This is a genomic window from Clostridium sp. JN-9, from assembly GCF_004103695.1.
Taxonomy (GTDB): domain Bacteria; phylum Bacillota; class Clostridia; order Clostridiales; family Clostridiaceae; genus JN-9.
In genome coordinates this window covers 1662180-1682591 of sequence record NZ_CP035280.1, presented here as the reverse complement: position 1 = coordinate 1682591, position 20412 = coordinate 1662180, and the positions used below count along the sequence as shown (strand labels likewise).

Here is a 20412-nt window from a genome sequence, read left to right as displayed (position 1 = left end):
ATGAAAAACTTAGTCATCCTGGCAGGCCCAACGGGAGTAGGAAAAACTCATATCTCCATAAAACTTGCAAAAGAATTAAATGGAGAGATTATATCCTCAGACTCAATGCAGATATATAAATACATGGATATAGGTTCAGCTAAGGTAACAAAAGAAGAAATGAATGGCATTGTACATCATTTAATTGACTTTTTAGATCCAAAAGAAAATTTTACTGTTTCTGATTATAAAAGCATGGCAGAAGAGGCAATTGACAGTGTTCTTTTAAATAACAAAATTCCTATGCTGGTGGGGGGCACAGGATTATATATTAACTCGTTGATTAACAATTATGATTTTACAGCTGCTGACTGCGATATGGAATATAGAAAATATCTTCAGGAGCAGGCCAGCTTAAAGGGTAAAATTTATGTTCATGAAATGCTTAAAGATATTGACCCTGCATCATACCATAAATTGTTTCCAAATGATTTAAAAAGGGTAATAAGAGCATTAGAGGTATATAAATTAACTGGCACTCCAATTAGTAGGTTTAATTCAGAAAAAAAGGTTCATGATATTCCATATAACATTACTTATTTCGTTTTGACTATGGACAGAAAAAAACTATATGACAGAATAAATCAAAGAGTAGATAAAATGATTGAAAGTGGTCTTGTCAATGAAGTAAAAATGCTGAAACACATGGGGTTAAATGAAAACATGCAATCCATGAAAGGAATAGGGTATAAAGAAATGCTCTATTATTTAGAAGGTAAAATTTCTTTTGATGAAGCCGTATATTTAATTAAAAAGGGCAGCAGAAACTATGCAAAAAGGCAGTTAACATGGTTTAGAAAAGATAACAGAGTTCAGTGGGTGGATAAGGATTCCTTTTCCAGTGAAGATGATATTGTTAAGTACATAAAAGGCAGAATAAAGGAGCAATTATTTTATTAAAAATAAAGGATTTTACTACATTAATATAGAATTAAACAAAGATAAACTTATGTATGGAGGGTGAAATATATGAATAAAACTACAAACAATCTTCAGGATATATTTTTAAATAGCACTCGAAAAAATAAAATAACAGTAACTGTTTATTTGACAAATGGATTTCAGTTAAAAGGTATTGTTAAAGGTTTTGACAGCTTTACCGTAGTATTAGATTGTGATGGAAGACAAATGATGATATATAAGCATGCTATATCCACAATAACTCCATTTAAACCTGTATTATTTACAAGTAACGAAGAAGATGAAATTTAAGAATAGGCTTCCAGTTTGCCTATTCTTTTTTTATATGCTATTATATATTTTGTTACTCTATGGATATTTACTTTAGATTATATTTTATAGTGACTTTTTTAGAAGGAGGTTAAGTAGTAAATGCTTGACGCAACAAAGGATAATTTAAAAAATACATATGGCATAAGTGATGCCGTGATAGATTTATATGAACAGACTATGAAGGATATAAGTTCTCAGTTTAATGCATATGATGAGATTAGGGAATTTAATCAGATAAAAGTACTAAAGGCTTTTCAGGATGAAAGAATAAGCGATTCACATTTTACAAATTCTACTGGTTACGGATATGGAGATATAGGAAGAGACTCCCTTGATAAAGTATATGCCAGGATTTTTAATACTGAATCTGCTTTGGTAAGACCTCATTTCGTCAATGGAACACATGCCTTAGGTGCAGCACTTTTTGGCAATTTAAGACCCGGTGATACTCTGCTTTCTGTATGTGGAGAACCATATGATACTTTACATAGCATTATTGGAATCAGCGGTAATAAGAATATTGGTTCTTTAAAAGATTTTGGCGTTAAATACAAACAAATAGATTTAACCAGCCAGGGAAAAGTAGATTTTGATGGAATCAGACAAGCATTAACAACTGATGCAAGTATTAAAATAGTTCATATTCAGCGTTCTACAGGTTATGGATGGAGAAAATCATTACTTATTTCTGAAATAAAGGAAATAATTGATTTTGTAAAAAATATTAATCCAAATGTTATCTGCTTTGTAGATAATTGCTATGGTGAGTTTATTGACACAAAAGAACCTACTGAAGTAGGAGCTGATTTAATTGCTGGTTCTTTGATAAAAAATATTGGTGGAGGAATAGCTCCAACAGGAGGATATATTGCAGGCAAAGAGGAATATGTGCTGCAAGCTTCATACAGGCTGACTGTCCCTGGAATAGGGGGAGAGTGCGGCTCTACCTTTGGTGTAATGAGGCTTTTGTTTCAAGGCTTATTCTTTGCTCCTCATGTTTCTATTGAAGCTTTAAAAGGGGCAATATTCTGTGCCAGGATCATGGAACTTGCAGGTTTTGAAGTGCTTCCTAAGTACACAGATAAAAGAAGTGATATAATTCAATCCATTAAATTTAATGATAAAAATAAATTGATAAGTTTTTGTAAGGGAATTCAAAAGGGGTCCCCAGTTGATTCCTTTGTTCAATGCGAGCCATGGGATATGCCAGGATATGAAGATAAGGTAATAATGGCAGCAGGATCATTTATTCAGGGATCATCCATAGAACTTTCTGCAGATGCACCAATAAGGGAACCTTACATAGGTTATCTTCAAGGCGGTTTGAATTTTGACCATGCTAAAATAGGAATATTAATTGCACTTACAGAGGTTTTAAAAAATTCAAAATAGATAAAAATATAAGCTGCTTTAACATAAGCAGCTTATATTTTTTATTTATAATCTCTAAATAATCCAACAAGTCTGCCAAGGATTTGACAGTCATCAACTATAATTGGACTCATAGTTTTATTTTCAGGCTGAAGACGTATATGGCCTTCTTCCTTATAAAACCTTTTTATAGTAGCTTCATTTCCTATTAGCGCAACAACAATTTCGCCATTTTCTGCAGTGCTAACCTGCTCAATAATTGCTAAATCTCCACTGTATATACCTGCATCAATCATACTTTCGCCTTTAACCTTCAACATGAAATGCTGATTATTACTTTTAATATAACTGATAGGTATAGGAAAAGAATCCTCTATATTTTCTATTGCCAAAATTGGCTTTCCGGCAGTTACAGTTCCAATGATTGGAATATCCACTAATTCTTTTCTCATAGAAGTTTCTTCTAAAACTTCAATAGCCCTTGGTTTAGTAGGATCCCTTCTTATCAGGCCTTTTTTCTCAAGTCTTGCTAAATGGCCATGCACAGTAGATGTAGAACTCAGACCTACAGCGCTGCATATTTCCCTAACAGAAGGGGGATAACCTTTTAAATGTATTTGACTTTTTATGTAATCATATATTTCTTTTTGCTTTGAACTTTTAGGTTCGGTCATTCATCAACACCTCACAATCTTTAAAGTAATTATATCATATAAAATGTGAAACATCAAACTTATGTTCTTATTATGCCCAAAAAACACAATATATATATTTGATAAAATATTATTACTTTGATATAATGTACAAGAAAATAAACGAAATTATATAAATTAGAGGGATAAAATGATGAAAGAAAAAAAATGTATATTTGACGATAATAAATCCTGTGATGATTGCGGGAAATGCGATATTTGTGATTTAGACCCAAATAAAATATGCAATAACTGCGGTAAATGCCTGGAAGAGCAGTGGATAGACACAAAGGCAATTAAAATAGATGAAATTATTGAAGATGAAAAATATGCTGATAAAATCCAGCATGAAGAAACTAATATAGAAGAACACCATGATGAGGATTGTTCTGATGATGAATATTCAGAGGATGACTGCTCCGATGATGAATATTTAGATGATGATTACTCAACGGAAGAACATGATTCAAATTACAATAATGATGATTATGTTGACGTAATGGACATGAATGTGGAATTTATTGATGATGTTAATGGATTAGGTGAAGTATTAGAAGACAACACCAAATTAGATAGTTTATTTGAAGAACAATTTCCAGGTTTAATAAAACTCAAGCCATCAAAATACAAAAATTAATGGTAAAAAGCATGGGGCTGAATCCTTCCATGCTTTTGCTTTACTCTTCCTCATCACTTAGAGGATTGGAATTTACAGCTTCTCTAAGTTTTTCATCGTCAACATGTGTATATATCTGAGTAGTTGAAATATTCTCATGCCCAAGTATCTTTTGCAGACTTCTGATATCCACATTACCATACTTGTACATCAAAGTGGCAGCAGTATGACGAAGCTTATGAGGAGTATATTTTTCCACATCTAAATTAGATTGTTTCAGATACTTCTTTAACATTAATTCAACAGATCTTTTATTAATTCTTGTATAATTCTTACTAATAAAAAGGGCATCCTTGTCCTTAATTTTATCAAAATCCAGGTTCCTTACCTGCAAATAATTATTAATGGCCTTAATGCATGCATTATTTAGATACACTGTTCTTTCCTTATTTCCTTTGCCAATTACAGTAAGAGTATCTTCCTTTAAATTAGAAATATTTATTCCGCAAAGCTCTGAAAGTCTTAATCCACAATTTAAAAAAATGGTAATAATGCAGTAATCCCGTTCTTTATATCTGCCATCAATAGATTTTAGAAGCTTTTTGCTTTCATCCAATGTAAGATAAATAGGGTTTCTCTTATTTATCTTTGGAGATTCCAGCTCCATAGCAGGATTTTCATCTATTATCTTTGCTTTGCCTTGAAGATATTTAAAATAGGATTTCAAAGTAGCTACTTTTCTGGCTCTGGCATAATTTCCGTTATTTCTATAGCTCTCAGCAAAGGCAATAAAAGCATATAGATCCTGGAGACTGATATCTCTTATAAATTTATTATCAATGTCATTTATCTTTATCTGCTCAAATGCATCCGTCTTACTTGTAATACCTTTATATAATTTTAAAAATCTAAAAAACATTGTTAGATCAACTTTATAGCCATCTATAGTATTTTTTGATTTTCCCTTGATGGTATCTAAATAATTAAAAAAGTCATTAACGCTTTTGGGCAAATCCGGGTCAAAAACATTTTTCAAATCATATTTCATTATTCCGCCTTCTTTTTACAATAAAAATAAGTTACAACTTCGCTAAATGGTTATTTAGCGAATATAATATTCTACGCAGGGGAGTGAAAATCCTTCTTTTTTCAATAAATTTTTTATTTACTGCAATAATGTTTTTAAAATATTTTATATATAACTTAGAATTATTAAAATTTTATCTATTTTTCTATACTATAGTCAGCAATTTGAATGCTCAGTAAATATGTTGTATATATTTGTCATTTTATAATAATATATCACCTTTCAATATGTTAATTTCAATTGAGAATGGTATAACTGTAAAAGAGGGTTGCTGATAATATCTGTTATACCTTACATTTAATATTATTGATACAGTTATACAAAAATAATTTAATAATAAGTTATTAACACATGTTATTAATTATGGGCATTATTACCACAATCATAACAGTTCACAGCCTGGGCATAATTATGTTGATTCATTTTTATATATAGTTACAATTTTTGACATAGCACCGTTTTATATGTTTATTATATTTTTAGAATGTGTATCAACTAGCTTTTTGTACCTTTAAATTTTATTATTATTTATATTTATAAATCAGAGCAAATGGTATACCTGCATTAAAAACATTAATAATACTTATTATGTTAACTTTAATCCTCATTTGTTTAAGTAAAAATAAAAGCATGAAGCTAACCTGCTTCATGCTTTTATTTATACATTTATTTCTGATTCAACACCAAGACTTTCTTTATTTGATTCCAAAATAGGTTTTACCTGTTCTGCTATAAAATCATCAACCTGCCCTGCAGCTCTTCCAGTAAACTTTTTTGGATCAATTAAAGACAATATTTCATCTTTTGAAAGTCCAAAGGCTTTATCATTTATTATTCTTTCAATTAAGTCGTTATTTAATCCTAATTCCTTAACTCTTTTTCCAGCTTCCATAGAATGAATTCTGATTTTTTCATGAAGATCCTGTCTGTCTCCTCCTCTTTTTACGCATTCCATTAGAATATTTTCTGTAGCCATAAATGGCAGCTCATTATTCACATGGGATTTGATAACTTTATCATAAACAACTAAATTGCTGCTTATGTTTAAATACAGGTTAAGAACTCCATCTAATGCAAGAAAAGCTTCTGGTATTGCTATTCTCTTGTTAGCAGAATCGTCAAGCGTCCTTTCAAAACATTGAGTAGCTGCTGTTATTGCAGGATTCAATGAATTTACGATTATATATCTTGCTAAAGCACCCAAACGTTCACTTCTCATTGGGTTTCTCTTATATGCCATGGCAGATGATCCTATTTGATTTTTTTCAAAAGGCTCTTCAATTTCCTTCATACTTTGAAGAAGTCTGATATCGTTGCTGAATTTATACCCGCTTTGTGCAATTTCAGAAATGGTATTTAATATTATTGAGTCAACTTTTCTAGGATATGTCTGCCCTGTGACCATAAATTCTTTAGTAAATCCCATTTTATTTGTAACTATCCTATCCAGTTTTTTTACAAGTTCTTCATTACCATTAAACAATTCCATAAAACTTGCCTGTGTACCTGTTGTACCTTTAACTCCTCTGAATCTTAAGTTTTCAATAACATAATCTAAATTTTCTATATCCAGAATCAAATCCTGAATCCATAATGTTGCTCTTTTTCCAACAGTGGTTAATTGCGCTGGCTGAAGATGAGTAAAACCTAAAGTAGGCATTTCTTTATATTTTACAGCAAACTTTGATAAAGCATTTATAATATTTATAATCTTTTTCTTAATTAAAAGCATTGCTTCTCTCATTATTATTAAATCTGTATTATCTCCAACATAACAGCTGGTTGCTCCAAGATGAATTATGCCCTTTGCATTAGGGCATTGAACTCCGTAGGCATATACATGGCTCATTACATCGTGTCTGACAACCTTTTCTCTTTCCTCTGCAACATCATAATTTATATTATCTTTGTAAGCTTTAAGCTCATTTATTTGTTCCTCAGTGATGGGTAATCCCAATTCCTTCTCTCCTTCAGCTAAAGCTATCCATAATTTTCTCCAGGTTTTGAATTTCATTTCTTCTGAGAATAAATAGCTCATTTCCTTAGAAGCATACCTGGAGTTTAATGGAGTATTATATGTATTTCTCATAATTAAATTCTCCTTACGCATAATAATATATATTTTATACAATTCATTCATATTATAGCATATGTTATTTATTATTGTATATATTATGTTCGTCAATTTCTATTTTTATTTATAAAATATGTTCTATTTTTCATATTTTTAAATATAATCTATTAGGAAATAATATGTTTGGAGGACTTTAATGTATAAATTTAATTTAATGGACAAAATTTCTTCTATACTTGTTATTTTAGGGGCCATAAATTGGGGATTATTAGGGCTGTTCAATTTTAATATAATAGCAGCAATATTTGGTGAGCCTGCTCCTATGATTGCAAGAATAATTTATATTTTATTAGGTATTGCTGGTCTTAATATGATATTAATTCTTATTAAAATGAAAAGCTCCATAAAAGCATAATAAATAAAAGGCTCCTTGGAGCCTTTTATTTATACATCAATATTATTCTTCTATAGATTCAATAAGTTTAACGATTTCTTCAGCTGCTAAAGCTTCGTCATCGCCTGATGCAATAACTTTAATCTTGGAATCTTTAGTTACTCCAAGAGATAATACACCAATTAAACTTTTAACATTTGCTTTCTTTCCATTAAATTCTACAGATATATCTGATTTAAAAGAAGAAGCCTTTTTTACTAACAAAGTAGCTGGTCTAGCATGTAAGCCTGTTGAGCTTTTTACTATAACTTCTTTAGATACCATTCATTTCACCCCTATTAATTTGTATTATATACTATTGTGTAAAACACCACTTACATAATTATATCATTTTTGACCAAAAGTTCAACCTGAAGTTTAGAATAAATTACATTTTGCACAATTTAATTTAAAAAAAACTTAAAAAGTCATAAAATATCTCAAATAAAATTAATAGTTATTTAATGTACAGCATAAATCTATTAATTCTATCCAGTCCTTTTTTAATATTCTCCATTGAAGTTGCATATGAAAGCCTTATATAATTATTCATTCCAAAGGCTGCTCCAGGAATTACCGCCACTTTTTCCTTTTCTAAAAGTAACTTTGAAAATACTATTGAATCCTCAATAACTGTATTATCTGCCTTTTTACCTATAGCACTATCCAGATTAACCATTACATAAAAAGCTCCCTTAGGTTTAATACAGCTTAATCCTTTAATCTCATCAAGTCTTTCTACCATATAATTTCTTCTTTTTGCAAATTCCTGTATCATTTTTTCAACTTCACTCTTATCTCCATTTAATGCCTCTACCGATGCATATTGAGCTATAGAATTTGCATTTGATGTAGTATGGCTTTGAATATTTGACATAAGCTTAATTACTTCCTCAGGGCCTGCAGCATATCCAATTCTCCATCCTGTCATGGCATATGTCTTTGAAACTCCATTTATTACTACAGTCCTGTTGTAAGCATCCTTAGAAAGGCTTGCTATGCTGATATGCTTTTCATCTCCATATATAAGTTTTTCATATATTTCATCTGATATTATAAATATATCATGTTTCTTTGCAAACTCAGCAAGTGAAATTAATTCTTCCTTTGAATAAACAAATCCAGCAGGATTGTTTGGACTATTAATTAAAATGGCTTTTGTTTTTTCTGTTACATTTTTCTCCAGTTCATCAATAGTGTACTTAAAATTGTTACTGTCAGATGTTTTTACAAATACGGGTATACCGTCTGCCAATTTCACCAGTTCAGGATAACTTACCCAGTATGGTATTGGAATTAAAACCTGATCACCTGGATTCAATATAGCTTGAAATACATTTGACAAACACTGTTTTGCACCAGTTGATATAATAATTTGTGATGCATTATACTTTATATTATTGTCATTTCTAAGCTTCTTTATTATAGCTTCTTTTAGTTCTATTATTCCCGATGCTGCTGTATATTTTGTAAACCCCTTTTTTATTGCAGTTATTGCAGCCTGCTGAATATTTAAAGGTGTATTAAAATCAGGTTCCCCGGCCCCAAATCCAACCACATCAATTCCTTCAAGTTTCATTTTTTTTGCTGCTGCAGTTATTGATAGTGTTAATGATGGTTCAATTTGAAGTGCTTTTTTTGACAATATCATATTAATTACCCCCACAACTTAAACTTTTCATCTTTTCTAAAAAATGAAAGTTATTATTCAATTGATATAAATATAACATTTATCTTTCAATTTGTAAACATTTAAACTATATAAATTCATTTATTAAATCTATGCAATTAGCTTCTTGATATGAGTACAACACCAATAATAATAAATATAACCCCTATGACCCTTAAAAGTGAAATATTTTCTTTAAATAAGAAATACGAAAATATCATAACAATTACATATCCTAAGCTTACCATAGGATATGCATAACTAAGCTCAACCTTACTTAAAACTTTTATCCAAAGTAAAAAGCTTATTCCATAAGATATTATGCCGCACATAACAGGTACATTTTTCAGTATGGACAAAATGCTTGAAAGTATATATTTAGATGAAAAATCCAAAGTTAAATTTGTGGCACCAAGTTTTACCAGTACCTGGCCCATAGCTCCTAAAAAAACAGATGTTAATATTAAACCTAGCATGTTCATAGCAGATTCTCCTTATTTGTAAAATAACTAAAGACATTTTTAAATGTAAAATAAAAGAAATATATCATTACAAAAATAATAGGAAATGAGTACCTGGACTGTCCCTCAGTGATAAAATAAACACAAGAAAACATGTAATATAAAATTAAGAAAAATAAACTGCATTTATTTAAATTCTGAGTTTTATTTTTAAATATCATTACAATTATATAAATCGAATATGCTAAGATTCCTATAGTTCCCGGAATAAATATTAAATTCCTTATAATATTTGTAATGATAAATAATTTATGGCTTGCTGCACTGCTAAGACTTGATCCATAGATACTGTATCCAATGTCATCCCCTAAAAAGTATGTATTATATAATCTTTTAAAGCCAAGCTCCATGAATCTTTTAGGATTATTAACTATCCACTTTTTTGCAGCCTGTGACAGCATTTTATTTTGCTGTGTTCTGTTAGAAGATCTATATTTATCTGTAACTGTAATTGAGTTTTCAACATTATCTGAGGGCATCCATCTTCCCATATTATTTGTGGAATTATTGTTTATATATAATACAATACCCCCATTATTTGAAATAGATGTAAATTCACCAATATATTTTGTATTTCTGTAAATCCAGGGAGAAATTGTTATCAAAGAAACAATAAGTACAGTCATACTTTTTGTAAAGGCCTTAGTAAACTTTTTATCTTTTAAAATTTCTACTATAAATACACCGAAGAAAATAACTATGAAGAAAGGCTTTACCAGGCTGTTTATACCAGTTAAAATACCCATAATTATATATTTGTATTTTATATCCTTAAAATAAACCAAAGTTGTTAACAGCAGTATACATGTAAATAGTATTTCAGTGCATAAAATACTATTATAAAAAATATTATTTGGAAACAATACAAACAATGTAAAAATTATCTTTTTATCTCTTTTATTTAAATTAACACAATTTAAGATATTATAAAATAGTATATTATTTATTAATGTAAGAACAATATTAAATATCTTTCCTACCATAACGCTTGCCCCAAATATTTTAAAAACACCGCCAAGCACTATGGCATAGCCGACAGATGTATATGTATCTCCCCACTTACCCCCATTAGCTATATGTTTAGCTAAATTGTAGTAGTAGTCAAAATCGGAAAATGGAACTGAGTTAATAAATAAAACCCATAGTATGCTTAATAATAAGCTTAAAATACACATATAGAAATAATATCTATTATGTTCTCTAGTTGTTATTTTTTCAAAATACATTTTGTTTCTCCTTATAATTTAAAGTATATAATAATAAGTGATGAAATTACCCATAATATTATATTAACTAGGAATGGAAGATCACTGCCAAAAACATCTTCTGGTTTTCCTCCAATATTTTTCTTGTCCATGAGATATTCATATCTGAATATCCCGTATAAAACAAATGGAATAGTATACATCATAGTTTTACTTTGTACTGTACTGAATGTATATAAGCTGTATGCCATTAATATTGAGGGTGTTACTATTGTTAACATATTATCTATCATTGCAACACTGTATTCTTCTAATATTTTTCTGTGATTAGCGCTTTTATCCTTCAAAGTAATAATCTCACTTTTCCTTTTATTTAATGCTAAGAATAATGATAAAAGGATAGTGCATAGGAAAAGCCATGGTGAAACCTGTACCCCGGTTGCTATACTTCCACTTTCAACTCTTAACACAAAACCAAAGGTTATTATCATTACATCAATTATTACTACATTCTTTAATTTAAATGAGTACAGTATATTAATTACAAAATATACTGCAAAAATAAATAATATTCTTATATCCAAATACAAAAATGATAGAAGCGCAACAGATATAACTATTAATATATCCAGTATAACAGCAGACTTTATAGATACCTTCCCGCTTGGAAGCGGTCTATATTTCTTTTGTGGATGACATCTGTCCTTATCTATATCAACAATATCATTCAAAATGTATACGGAAGAAGAAGTCAGGCAAAATAATAAAAATGTTACTATATTAGAATATAACATTGTTATATTTAGAAAATTACCTGAAAAAATTATTGCAGCAAATACAAAACAATTTTTAATCCATTGTTTAGGTCTAATTAGTTGTATAAGTCCCTTTATATTCATAATATCCTCCAAAATATTTTATATTGCAAAGTATATAATTCAACAGTTTATAATTTATCACATTTCCACAATAAATTAAAGGGCTTGAATTGAATTCAAGTCCTTCAAGGTACTAAAAATTATTTTATCTAGGTTGAACTATTAATTTTATAGCAGTTCTTTCCTCTCCATCTATTTCTATATCTGTAAATGCAGGTATACATATTAAATCCATTCCACTTGGCGCTACAAAGCCCCTTGCAATTGCCACAGCTTTAATGGCCTGATTCAATGCACCTGCACCAATCGCCTGAATTTCGGCTGCTCCTCTTTCTCTTAAAACACCTGCTAATGCGCCTGCCACAGAATTTGGACTTGATTTTGCTGAAACTTTTAATACTTCCATAATGAACCTCCTATATTATCTTAATTGTAATTATTACTACTATTTTAAATATTCTACATATAACTAAAAATTCCTCTTATATTCAGTAAATTTTCTAAAATTTACAAAATCCAAGAGGAATTATTGTGTATTTTTATAAATCTATTTATTTAGCATATTCAATGGCACGGGTTTCTCTTATTACATTAACTTTAATCTGACCAGGGTATTCTAATTCACTTTCAATTTTCTTAACAATACTCCTTGCCAATTCTATAGACCCAGCATCATCAATTTCTTCTGGTTTAACCATAATTCTGATTTCTCTTCCAGCTTGAATGGCATATGACTTTTCTACACCTTCGCAAGTATTTGCTATTTCTTCAAGTTTTTCTAATCTTTTAATATAGGCTTCTAAAGTTTCTCTTCTAGCCCCCGGTCTTGCAGCTGATATAGCATCTGCAGCCTGCACAAGAACAGCCTCCAATGATTGATATTCAACATCTCCATGATGAGCACCTATTGCGTTTACAATAATTGAAGATTCGTGATATTTTTTTGCTGCTTCCGCACCAATTAAAGCATGAGGTCCTTCAACTTCGTGATCAACTGCTTTGCCTATGTCATGAAGCAGTCCAGCTCTTTTAGCCATGGTTGGATCCATACCAAGCTCTGAAGCCATAAGTCCAGCCAGGGAAGATACTTCTATAGAATGTTTTAGTACGTTTTGACCGTAACTAGTTCTATACTTTAATCTGCCTAGTAATTTTATAAGCTCTATATGCAGACCATGTACCCCTGTTTCAAAAGTAGCCTGTTCTCCTTCTTCACGAATGTTATTTTCAACTTCTTTTTTAGCCTTCTCCACCATTTCTTCAATTCTTGCCGGATGAATTCTACCATCAACTATTAATTTTTCAAGTGCTATTCTAGCTACTTCTCTCCTTATAGGATCAAATCCCGAAAGAATTACAGCTTCTGGTGTGTCATCAATAATCAAGTCAACACCTGTTAAGGTTTCCAGAGTCCTAATATTTCTTCCTTCCCTGCCAATTATTCTGCCCTTCATTTCATCATTTGGCAGAGCAACAACATAAACTGTAGTTTCCGCAACGTGATCTGCAGCACAACGTTGTATTGCGCAAGTTATTATTTCTCTCGCTTTCTTATCGGCTTCTTCTTTAGCTTTAGTTTCAATATCCTTAATCATTACAGCAGATTCATGTTTAATTTCCTTTTCAACTTTACTTAATAGCAAGTCCTTTGCTTCCTCAGTACTTAAACCTGATAATTTTTCAAGTTCTTCTCTTTGAGATGCATATAACTTTTGGACATTTGCTTCTACTTCTTCAATTTCCTGCTGTTTTTTATTAATATTTTCTTCCCTTTTTTCAAGCATATCGCTTTTTTTATCTAATGATTCTTCTCTTTGTATGAGTCTTCTTTCCAGTCTTTGAATTTCATTTCTTCTATCCCTGGATTCTTTCTCAAAATCAGTTCTTTGTTTATGAATTTCTTCTTTAGCCTCTAAAATGGCTTCTTTCTTTTTTGCCTCAGCCTCTCTAGAAGCATCTTCAAGCAGCTTTTTAGACTCCTCTTCAGCATTAGCTATCTTTGTCAATGATACTTTTTTCTTTAAATATATATCAATAACTATACCAATAGCTACTATAATAACACCAATGATTATAAAATAAATTAAGTATGCGTTATTCATATTAACACCTCCTTTGCTTAATTATAAAGTATATATAAATTATTATGTAAAAGCATAGAAAAGGTGTCATAATTATTCAATTGGTAATTCAATTTATGATAAACCAGAATTTGTATTAATTTTATATTAGAATTGATATATTGTCAAGTTTATTAATCCCTTTTTATGCATAAATACTTCTTCTGTACCTATATTTCCTATGGCAATTGAAAGAATTTAAAGAATTTCAGAATACCGCAGGATTATTCCTGCGGCAAAATTATTATTTACTTTTTACTTCTTTATCTTTATCTTTATCTTTATCTTTTGTATTTTCATTTGCTTCAGCTAAGGGTTTCTGAATTGGAAGTTCATGTTTCTTTCTGATTAAATTTTCAATTTCTAACATTAATGAAGGGTTTTCTTTTAAATATTGTTTTGCATTTTCCCTTCCCTGTCCTAACCTGATATCATTATAAGAGAACCATGCTCCGCTCTTTTGAACTAATTCCTCTTTAACACCAACATCTAAAACATTACCAGCTTTTGAAATTCCTTCATTGTACATAATATCAAATTCTGCCTGTTTAAATGGAGGCGCAACCTTGTTCTTTGTTACCTTTACTCTTGTTCTGTTACCAACTATTTCATCGCCCTGTTTAATTGAATCAATTCTTCTAACATCCAGTCTCACAGAAGCATAAAATTTTAATGCTCTTCCACCTGGAGTTGTTTCAGGATTGCCAAACATTACTCCAACTTTTTCTCTTAATTGATTTATAAATACAACTACACATTTAGATTTATTAATAGATCCAGCAAGCTTTCTTAAAGCTTGTGACATGAGTCTTGCCTGCAAGCCAACATGCGAGTCTCCCATCTCACCCTCAATTTCTGCTTTTGGTACAAGAGCAGCTACAGAGTCAACTACAATAATATCTATTGCACCTGATCTTACAAGAGCCTCTGCTATCTCAAGAGCCTGTTCACCAGTATCAGGCTGAGATACAATTAAGTTTTCAATATCTACGCCTAAATTCTTCGCATATTGAGGATCCAATGCATGCTCAGCATCAATAAATGCAGCGTTACCGCCATTTTTTTGTGCTTCTGCAATCATATGTAAAGTTACAGTTGTTTTACCTGAAGATTCAGGGCCATAAACTTCAATAACTCTTCCCCTTGGAACTCCGCCTATGCCTAATGCTATATCTAAATCCAGGCATCCCGTGGAAATTGCATCTACATTTAATACACTGTGCTCACCTAATTTCATTATAGAGCCTTTACCAAATTGTTTTTCTATCTTTCCTAAAGCAGCGTCTAAAGCTTTAGCTTTTTCATTATCCATTTCATCCCCTTAAGGGTTCACTTCCTTTCTATTTCGAACATCTGTTCTAATATAATTATATAATATATTATATTTTTGGTCAACCATATAAATAAAGTTCCTAAATATAGGAACTTTATTTAGCATTATAATTATATCCAATTTTAACATATATAAACAATAGTTTAAATTATTTGTCAGTTGCCATTACCTGCTTATTTTTTACAAAATAATCTACTCCAGAAATTATAGTAATAATTATTGCAATTGTCATTGTCAGGGTGGTAAGCTTGCTTAGAATAATATTTTCATAATTCAAATTAACTAATGCTATGGTAATTGCTATAATCTGTGTTACAGTTTTTATTTTACCCCACCAGCTGGCAGCAATTACAATACCATCAGCAGCAGCAATAGTTCTTAATCCCGTTACGGCAAATTCTCTTGCAATTATAATCATAGCTGCCCATCCTGGAATTATATGTAGTTCAACAAGAGAAACCAAAGCCGATGTAACTAACAGCTTATCTGCCAGTGGATCCATAAATTTTCCGAATCTAGTGACTTGATTTCTGCTTCTGGCAATATAGCCATCAAGTTTATCGGTTAACGCAGCTATAATAAAAATTATTGTTGCTATAGTTGTGCCATATGGTATATCCTGTACAGCTATAAAGATTAGAAAAATAGGTACTAAGAAAATTCTAATAACTGTCAATTTATTGGCAAGATTCATATTAAACAACTCCTATTAAATCATAATCATGAATATCAATTATTCTAACAGGAATAATATCACCCACACTTAACATTTTATCACATTTAAAATAAATTGCACCATCAATTTCTGGTGACATTTCACAACTTCTTCCAATATAATACTGTCCATCAAAATTTTCAACTAATACGCTGTAAACTTTATTTAATTTGTCTTTGTTTATTTTTTTCATTATACTTTTCTGGAGAAGCATTACTTCAGATCTTCTTTTTTCTTTAATATCTTCATCTATCTGATCTTCCATTAAAGCTGCAGGAGTACCTTCTTCCTGAGAATACTTAAATACTCCGACATTGTCTAATTTATATTCACTTAGAAAGTTCTTTAAGATATTTATATCTTCCTCTGTTTCTCCTGGAAATCCAACTATAATTGATGTTCTTAAAGTAATATCAGGTATTCTCTTTCTCAGCTTATTTATTATGGTTGTTATTTCAGCTTTACTGCTCCTTCTTCCCATCCTTTTTAAAACATTATCACTAACATGCTGAATTGGTATATCTAAGTATTTACATACCTTATCATTTACGGCTATTTCATTTATAAGTTCTTCAGAAATTTCTTCTGGATAGCAATATAATAGTCTTATCCATTGAATTCCCTCAATTTCAGATATCTTTTTAACTAAAACATGAGTTTTACTGCTTCCATAAATATCTTTGCCATACATAGTAGTATCCTGAGCAATAAGAATAATTTCCTTAACTCCCTGATTTGCTAAGGAATTTGCTTCCCTCACAATGTTTTCTATTGGTCTGCTTCTGAATTTTCCCCTTATTTTAGGTATTATGCAATATGTACAGAAATTATCACAGCCTTCTGCTATTCTAATATATGCGCTGTATTTTGGAGTAGTTAAAATTCTATCTCCTTCATTTATTATATTGTCACTATAATTACACATATAAATTTTGTTATGATCTTTCATGTACTGATTAATGTATTCATTGAGTCTTGAATAATCATTGGTTCCAAGTAAAATGTCTATTTCAGGCATTAATTCTAAAAGCTCTTTCCCATATCTCTGGCTTAAACATCCTGTAACCACTAGTATTTTACAATTATACTCTTTTTTATAATTTGCCATTTCCAAAATAGTATCAATGGATTCCTGCTTTGAAGCCTCAATAAATCCACAGGTATTTACTATAATTACATCTGCTGTTTTTGGATCATTTACTATTTCACAGCTATTATTCAAATTTGCTAAAATAATCTCCGAATCCACCCTATTCTTATCACAGCCTAAGCTAACAAGTCCAATTTTGAATTTTTCCACTGCAACTCCTCCTGTAAGATAAATATATACATTGTAATTTTAATTCTATTCATAAAAAATAACAAGCAAAAATATTAAAGTTGATTACTGCTATATTTACTATAAATAGGATCTTCTTTCGATATAAGAATTTGTCTTGGTTTACTTCCATCCTTCCCAGATATCACACCTTTCTCCTCAAGCTGCTCAATAATCCTTGCAGCCCTATTGTATCCAATTCTAAGTCTCCTCTGCAATAAGGATGTGGATGCCTGATTATTGTCTAAGACAATTCTAATAGCTTCATCCAGTAATGCATCATTATTTTCATCTGATGATGCAGAAACTTCTGTATCAATTTCATTCATTATTTCAGTCTCATACTCAATTTCTCCCTGCTGATTCTTTATGAATCCAACTACCCTTTCCACTTCTTCCTCAGAAATAAATGCTCCCTGAATCCTAATTGGTTTTGATTCTCCTACAGGGTAAAAAAGCATATCACCCTTGCCCAGCAGCTTTTCAGCTCCAGACGCATCAAGTATGGTTCTTGAATCAATCTGGCTTGATACTGCAAATGATATTCTGGATGGTATATTAGCTTTAATTACACCTGTTATTACATCCACAGAAGGTCTTTGGGTAGCTATAACAAGGTGCATTCCGGCAGCTCTTGCCATTTGTGCCAGCCTTCCTATGTAATCTTCAATATCATTTGGACAAACCATCATTAAATCTGCCAATTCGTCAATTATAATTACAGTTAAAGGAAGTTTGTTCTCAATTTTGCCTTTATCATATAGATCATTATAACTTTCAATATTTCTCACATTGTTTTCAGCAAAAAGCTTATATCTTTTTGTCATTTCATTTACAGCCCAGTTTAAAGCTCCAGCAGCCTTTTTAGGGTCTGTAACTACTGGTATAAGTAAATGCGGGATGCCATTATATACATTTAATTCTACTACTTTAGGATCTATCATAAGCAGCTTAACATCATCAGGTGAATATTTGTATAATATACTGATGATTAGTGTATTAATGCAGACACTCTTACCAGATCCTGTTGCTCCTGCTATTAACAAGTGAGGCATTTTAGTAAGATCTGAAACCACACAGTTGCCCCCAATATCTTTTCCCAAACAAAATGCTATGTTTTTATTGGTGTTAGTAAATTCCTTTGATTCAATAACTTCTCTCAATAATACAGGCATTAATTCTGAATTAGGTACTTCAATTCCCACTGCAGATTTACCTGGAATTGGAGCCTCTATTCTTACTCCTGATGCAGCTAAATTTAATGCTATATCATCAGCTAAGTTCACTATTTTACTTACCTTGACACCTGCGTTAGGCTGCAGCTCAAATCTTGTTACAGAAGGTCCCTTGGTAACCTGTAAAACTTTAGCTTCCACACCAAAGCTGTTTAATGTTTCCTCTAACTTATTTGCATTATTTAATAATTCTTTTTTATCTTCCTTATTAAGTTTAGCTTGTACATTCTGATTTAATAAATTTACTGGCGGGAACTTATATTCTACATTGTTTTTAATGGAATTCTCATACATTTCCTTATCAAGCTCTTCACTAATGTTTTCATCTTTAAGATTACTGCTTCCATTTTCATTGTTATTTAAAGTACCTTGTCCATCGATTTTATCACCAGATTTCATAAAATCTATGATCTTTATTCTGCTGTTTATAGACTTTACAAAGTTCTCCTTTTCAGCATTAATTGATGGCAGTGATTTATTTTCCAAATCAGTACTTGTGTCAGCTGCCACATCACTTATACCCTTAGTATTTTTAGGTATGCTGAATAGTGATTTAATATATTTAAAAACATCATAAATGCTCCATTTAGAAATAAGTACAAATGAAATCACATACAATGCAGAAAATAACACATAGCTTCCTGCTTTTCCAAACAATTTGTATAAAGGTATATCAAATAAAAAACTTATAATTCCACCATGAAAAAAATTATCTTCATTAAAAAACTTTTTTATGCCATTAAAAATATCATTATTTATGTAATAATTATTTATATTTATCATCATTAATGTTAACAGTGTTGTGAAAATAAGTAAATTGATACCATAAAATTTCTTATTAAAAGTTATCTTATTTTTATTTATAATGTAGCATATTCCAATAAAAATAATTATAAAGGGAGCTACAAAGGAGCCTAATCCAATTAGGGCTATTAAAGCTCTTTTGGAAAACCTTCCAAATGCGCCTGCTGAAACTGGACTGAAAATGCTGATAAGCATAAGTATTCCTATGGTTATTAAAATAATGCCGGTGATATCGTTATTTTCTTTTACAGTTTTCTCTCTTTTCCCAGCCATAAAATTCACCTCCAGATATTATTTCTACATTCCTTAAAAATTTCCTCTTATTTATTTGCCTAAAAGTAAGCAACCATAGGTAAAGCCTATGGTTTTTTTGATTCTATAAGTTCATTTAATTTATTTACTGCATCGCTTATGCCGCCAACAGCATCTATTAATCCAACTTCAATTGCCTGTTTCCCTATTAATATTGTTCCCATGTCATTTAATAAGTCAGTGGTCTGAAGCATCATATTTTTCAAAACATCTCTGCTAATATTAGAGCTTCTTACTATAAAGTCAATAATTCTATCCTGCATTTTTTCAAAGTAGTTAAATGTCTGAGGTACTCCTACAATCAGTCCATTCATTCTGATTGGATGGACAATCATAGTTGCGGTGGGGGAAATAAAAGAATAATCCGCAGCAGTGGCAAGTGGTACCCCAATTGAATGCCCCCCTCCTATTACAAGTGAAACAGTGGGCTTGCTCAAACTATTTATCATTTCAGCTATTGCAAGGCCAGCTTCTACATCTCCGCCAATAGTATTTAATATTATAAGCACACCTTCAACATCTTTATCTCTTTCAATGGAAACCAGCTGAGGAATAATATGCTCATATTTTGTACTTTTAGTCTGTGGTGATAATATATTATGACCTTCTATCTGACCAATAATTGGAATAGTCTGTATCCTATCTGTTGGTTTTGGTAAATCAATATTTCCTAATTCCTTTAAATTCTCTAAATCAGCTTCCTTAACTTTGTTATTATTTTCTTCACTCATATTTTTCCCTCCCAATACTCATTATA

Annotated in this window: 20 protein-coding genes; 5 read left to right on the top strand and 15 right to left on the bottom strand. The window is 30.7% G+C overall.

All coding sequences use genetic code 11. The features are described 5' to 3' along the window. The 3 genes from miaA (at position 1) to EQM05_RS08140 (ending at position 2664) form a co-directional block, all read left to right on the top strand. Positions 1–939: a tRNA (adenosine(37)-N6)-dimethylallyltransferase MiaA gene (gene miaA, locus EQM05_RS08150; RefSeq protein WP_128749576.1), complete on the top strand. Its 939-nt coding sequence runs from the start codon at positions 1–3 to the stop codon at positions 937–939. 69 nt (positions 940–1008) lie between these two features. Continuing rightward, positions 1009–1251, top strand: coding sequence for an RNA chaperone Hfq (gene hfq, locus EQM05_RS08145; RefSeq protein WP_128749575.1), 243 nt, complete (start codon positions 1009–1011; stop codon positions 1249–1251). A 120-nt stretch (positions 1252–1371) separates the two neighbouring features. Further along, entirely contained in the window at positions 1372–2664 is a 1293-nt protein-coding gene (locus EQM05_RS08140) for a methionine gamma-lyase family protein (protein ID WP_128749574.1), read from the top strand. A gap of 41 nt (positions 2665–2705) precedes the next feature. Here EQM05_RS08140 and lexA read toward each other — a convergent pair whose 3' ends face one another. Continuing rightward, positions 2706–3317, bottom strand: coding sequence for a transcriptional repressor LexA (gene lexA / locus EQM05_RS08135; protein WP_128749573.1), 612 nt, complete (start codon positions 3315–3317; stop codon positions 2706–2708). 169 nt (positions 3318–3486) lie between these two features. Between lexA and EQM05_RS08130 the strand changes: the two genes are divergently transcribed. Next, positions 3487–3972 (top strand): hypothetical protein, encoded by a 486-nt coding sequence (locus EQM05_RS08130; RefSeq protein ID WP_243108027.1) that lies wholly within the window; start codon positions 3487–3489, stop codon positions 3970–3972. A 40-nt stretch (positions 3973–4012) separates the two neighbouring features. Here EQM05_RS08130 and EQM05_RS08125 read toward each other — a convergent pair whose 3' ends face one another. Together EQM05_RS08125 and purB are read right to left on the bottom strand one after the other, a co-directional pair. Continuing rightward, positions 4013–4999: a tyrosine recombinase XerC gene (locus EQM05_RS08125; protein WP_128749572.1), complete on the bottom strand. Its 987-nt coding sequence runs from the start codon at positions 4997–4999 to the stop codon at positions 4013–4015. A 697-nt stretch (positions 5000–5696) separates the two neighbouring features. After that, positions 5697–7127 carry an adenylosuccinate lyase gene (gene purB, locus EQM05_RS08120; protein WP_128749571.1) on the bottom strand — a complete coding sequence of 477 codons (1431 nt, stop codon included), beginning with the start codon at positions 7125–7127 and terminating at the stop codon, positions 5697–5699. A 181-nt stretch (positions 7128–7308) separates the two neighbouring features. Between purB and EQM05_RS08115 the strand changes: the two genes are divergently transcribed. Continuing rightward, positions 7309–7527, top strand: coding sequence for a DUF378 domain-containing protein (locus EQM05_RS08115; protein WP_128749570.1), 219 nt, complete (start codon positions 7309–7311; stop codon positions 7525–7527). A gap of 42 nt (positions 7528–7569) precedes the next feature. On the opposite strand, the gene EQM05_RS08110 is transcribed toward EQM05_RS08115, so the two are convergent. The 12 genes from EQM05_RS08110 to EQM05_RS08055 all read right to left on the bottom strand — a co-directional run bounded on the left by EQM05_RS08110 (position 7570) and on the right by EQM05_RS08055 (position 20386). Next, the gene (locus EQM05_RS08110; RefSeq protein ID WP_128749569.1) at positions 7570–7830 is read right to left on the bottom strand and encodes an HPr family phosphocarrier protein; all 261 of its coding nucleotides are present in this window, start codon (positions 7828–7830) and stop codon (positions 7570–7572) included. Positions 7831–8002: 172 nt separating this feature from the next. Then, positions 8003–9196, bottom strand: coding sequence for a pyridoxal phosphate-dependent aminotransferase (locus EQM05_RS08105; RefSeq protein ID WP_128749568.1), 1194 nt, complete (start codon positions 9194–9196; stop codon positions 8003–8005). 137 nt (positions 9197–9333) lie between these two features. Next, complete coding sequence (locus EQM05_RS08100; protein ID WP_128751069.1) at positions 9334–9690, bottom strand: SMR family transporter; 357 nt, start codon at positions 9688–9690, stop codon at positions 9334–9336. 2 nt (positions 9691–9692) lie between these two features. Then, positions 9693–10961, bottom strand: a complete 1269-nt coding sequence (locus EQM05_RS08095; RefSeq protein WP_128749567.1) for a glycosyltransferase family 39 protein — start codon at positions 10959–10961, stop codon at positions 9693–9695. Between the two features lie 11 nt (positions 10962–10972). Continuing rightward, complete coding sequence (locus EQM05_RS08090; protein WP_128749566.1) at positions 10973–11839, bottom strand: decaprenyl-phosphate phosphoribosyltransferase; 867 nt, start codon at positions 11837–11839, stop codon at positions 10973–10975. A gap of 124 nt (positions 11840–11963) precedes the next feature. Further along, positions 11964–12224, bottom strand: a complete 261-nt coding sequence (gene spoVS / locus EQM05_RS08085; protein WP_128749565.1) for a stage V sporulation protein SpoVS — start codon at positions 12222–12224, stop codon at positions 11964–11966. Between the two features lie 145 nt (positions 12225–12369). After that, a complete protein-coding gene (gene rny / locus EQM05_RS08080; RefSeq protein WP_128749564.1) occupies positions 12370–13920 on the bottom strand; it encodes a ribonuclease Y in 1551 nt (516 codons plus the stop codon). Positions 13921–14182: 262 nt separating this feature from the next. Next, positions 14183–15250: a recombinase RecA gene (gene recA, locus EQM05_RS08075; RefSeq protein WP_128749563.1), complete on the bottom strand. Its 1068-nt coding sequence runs from the start codon at positions 15248–15250 to the stop codon at positions 14183–14185. 169 nt (positions 15251–15419) lie between these two features. Further along, positions 15420–15965 (bottom strand): CDP-diacylglycerol--glycerol-3-phosphate 3-phosphatidyltransferase, encoded by a 546-nt coding sequence (pgsA, locus tag EQM05_RS08070; RefSeq protein ID WP_128749562.1) that lies wholly within the window; start codon positions 15963–15965, stop codon positions 15420–15422. Position 15966: 1 nt separating this feature from the next. Beyond that, entirely contained in the window at positions 15967–17286 is a 1320-nt protein-coding gene (gene rimO, locus EQM05_RS08065; protein ID WP_128749561.1) for a 30S ribosomal protein S12 methylthiotransferase RimO, read from the bottom strand. 74 nt (positions 17287–17360) lie between these two features. Next, the gene (locus EQM05_RS08060; RefSeq protein ID WP_128749560.1) at positions 17361–19616 is read right to left on the bottom strand and encodes a DNA translocase FtsK; all 2256 of its coding nucleotides are present in this window, start codon (positions 19614–19616) and stop codon (positions 17361–17363) included. Positions 19617–19702: 86 nt separating this feature from the next. After that, a complete protein-coding gene (locus EQM05_RS08055) occupies positions 19703–20386 on the bottom strand; it encodes an ATP-dependent Clp protease proteolytic subunit (RefSeq protein WP_128749559.1) in 684 nt (227 codons plus the stop codon). Positions 20387–20412: the final 26 nt, after the last annotated feature.

Excerpts from the sequence above, each read along its gene's own strand:
- EQM05_RS08060 (WP_128749560.1), bottom strand. The coding sequence starts at position 19,616 with ATGGCTGGGAAAAGAGAGAAAACTGTAAAAGAAAATAACGATATCACC.
- EQM05_RS08090 (WP_128749566.1), bottom strand. The coding sequence starts at position 11,839 with ATGAATATAAAGGGACTTATACAACTAATTAGACCTAAACAATGGATT.
- EQM05_RS08095 (WP_128749567.1), bottom strand. The coding sequence starts at position 10,961 with ATGTATTTTGAAAAAATAACAACTAGAGAACATAATAGATATTATTTC.
- spoVS (WP_128749565.1), bottom strand. The coding sequence starts at position 12,224 with ATGGAAGTATTAAAAGTTTCAGCAAAATCAAGTCCAAATTCTGTGGCA.
- recA (WP_128749563.1), bottom strand. The coding sequence starts at position 15,250 with ATGGATAATGAAAAAGCTAAAGCTTTAGACGCTGCTTTAGGAAAGATA.
- EQM05_RS08140 (WP_128749574.1), top strand. The coding sequence starts at position 1,372 with ATGCTTGACGCAACAAAGGATAATTTAAAAAATACATATGGCATAAGT.
- hfq (WP_128749575.1), top strand. The coding sequence starts at position 1,009 with ATGAATAAAACTACAAACAATCTTCAGGATATATTTTTAAATAGCACT.
- EQM05_RS08125 (WP_128749572.1), bottom strand. The coding sequence starts at position 4,999 with ATGAAATATGATTTGAAAAATGTTTTTGACCCGGATTTGCCCAAAAGC.
- pgsA (WP_128749562.1), bottom strand. The coding sequence starts at position 15,965 with ATGAATCTTGCCAATAAATTGACAGTTATTAGAATTTTCTTAGTACCT.
- EQM05_RS08100 (WP_128751069.1), bottom strand. The coding sequence starts at position 9,690 with ATGCTAGGTTTAATATTAACATCTGTTTTTTTAGGAGCTATGGGCCAG.
- EQM05_RS08130 (WP_243108027.1), top strand. The coding sequence starts at position 3,487 with ATGATGAAAGAAAAAAAATGTATATTTGACGATAATAAATCCTGTGAT.
- EQM05_RS08115 (WP_128749570.1), top strand. The coding sequence starts at position 7,309 with ATGTATAAATTTAATTTAATGGACAAAATTTCTTCTATACTTGTTATT.
- miaA (WP_128749576.1), top strand. The coding sequence starts at position 1 with ATGAAAAACTTAGTCATCCTGGCAGGCCCAACGGGAGTAGGAAAAACT.
- EQM05_RS08055 (WP_128749559.1), bottom strand. The coding sequence starts at position 20,386 with ATGAGTGAAGAAAATAATAACAAAGTTAAGGAAGCTGATTTAGAGAAT.
- purB (WP_128749571.1), bottom strand. The coding sequence starts at position 7,127 with ATGAGAAATACATATAATACTCCATTAAACTCCAGGTATGCTTCTAAG.
- lexA (WP_128749573.1), bottom strand. The coding sequence starts at position 3,317 with ATGACCGAACCTAAAAGTTCAAAGCAAAAAGAAATATATGATTACATA.
- rny (WP_128749564.1), bottom strand. The coding sequence starts at position 13,920 with ATGAATAACGCATACTTAATTTATTTTATAATCATTGGTGTTATTATA.
- EQM05_RS08110 (WP_128749569.1), bottom strand. The coding sequence starts at position 7,830 with ATGGTATCTAAAGAAGTTATAGTAAAAAGCTCAACAGGCTTACATGCT.
- EQM05_RS08105 (WP_128749568.1), bottom strand. The coding sequence starts at position 9,196 with ATGATATTGTCAAAAAAAGCACTTCAAATTGAACCATCATTAACACTA.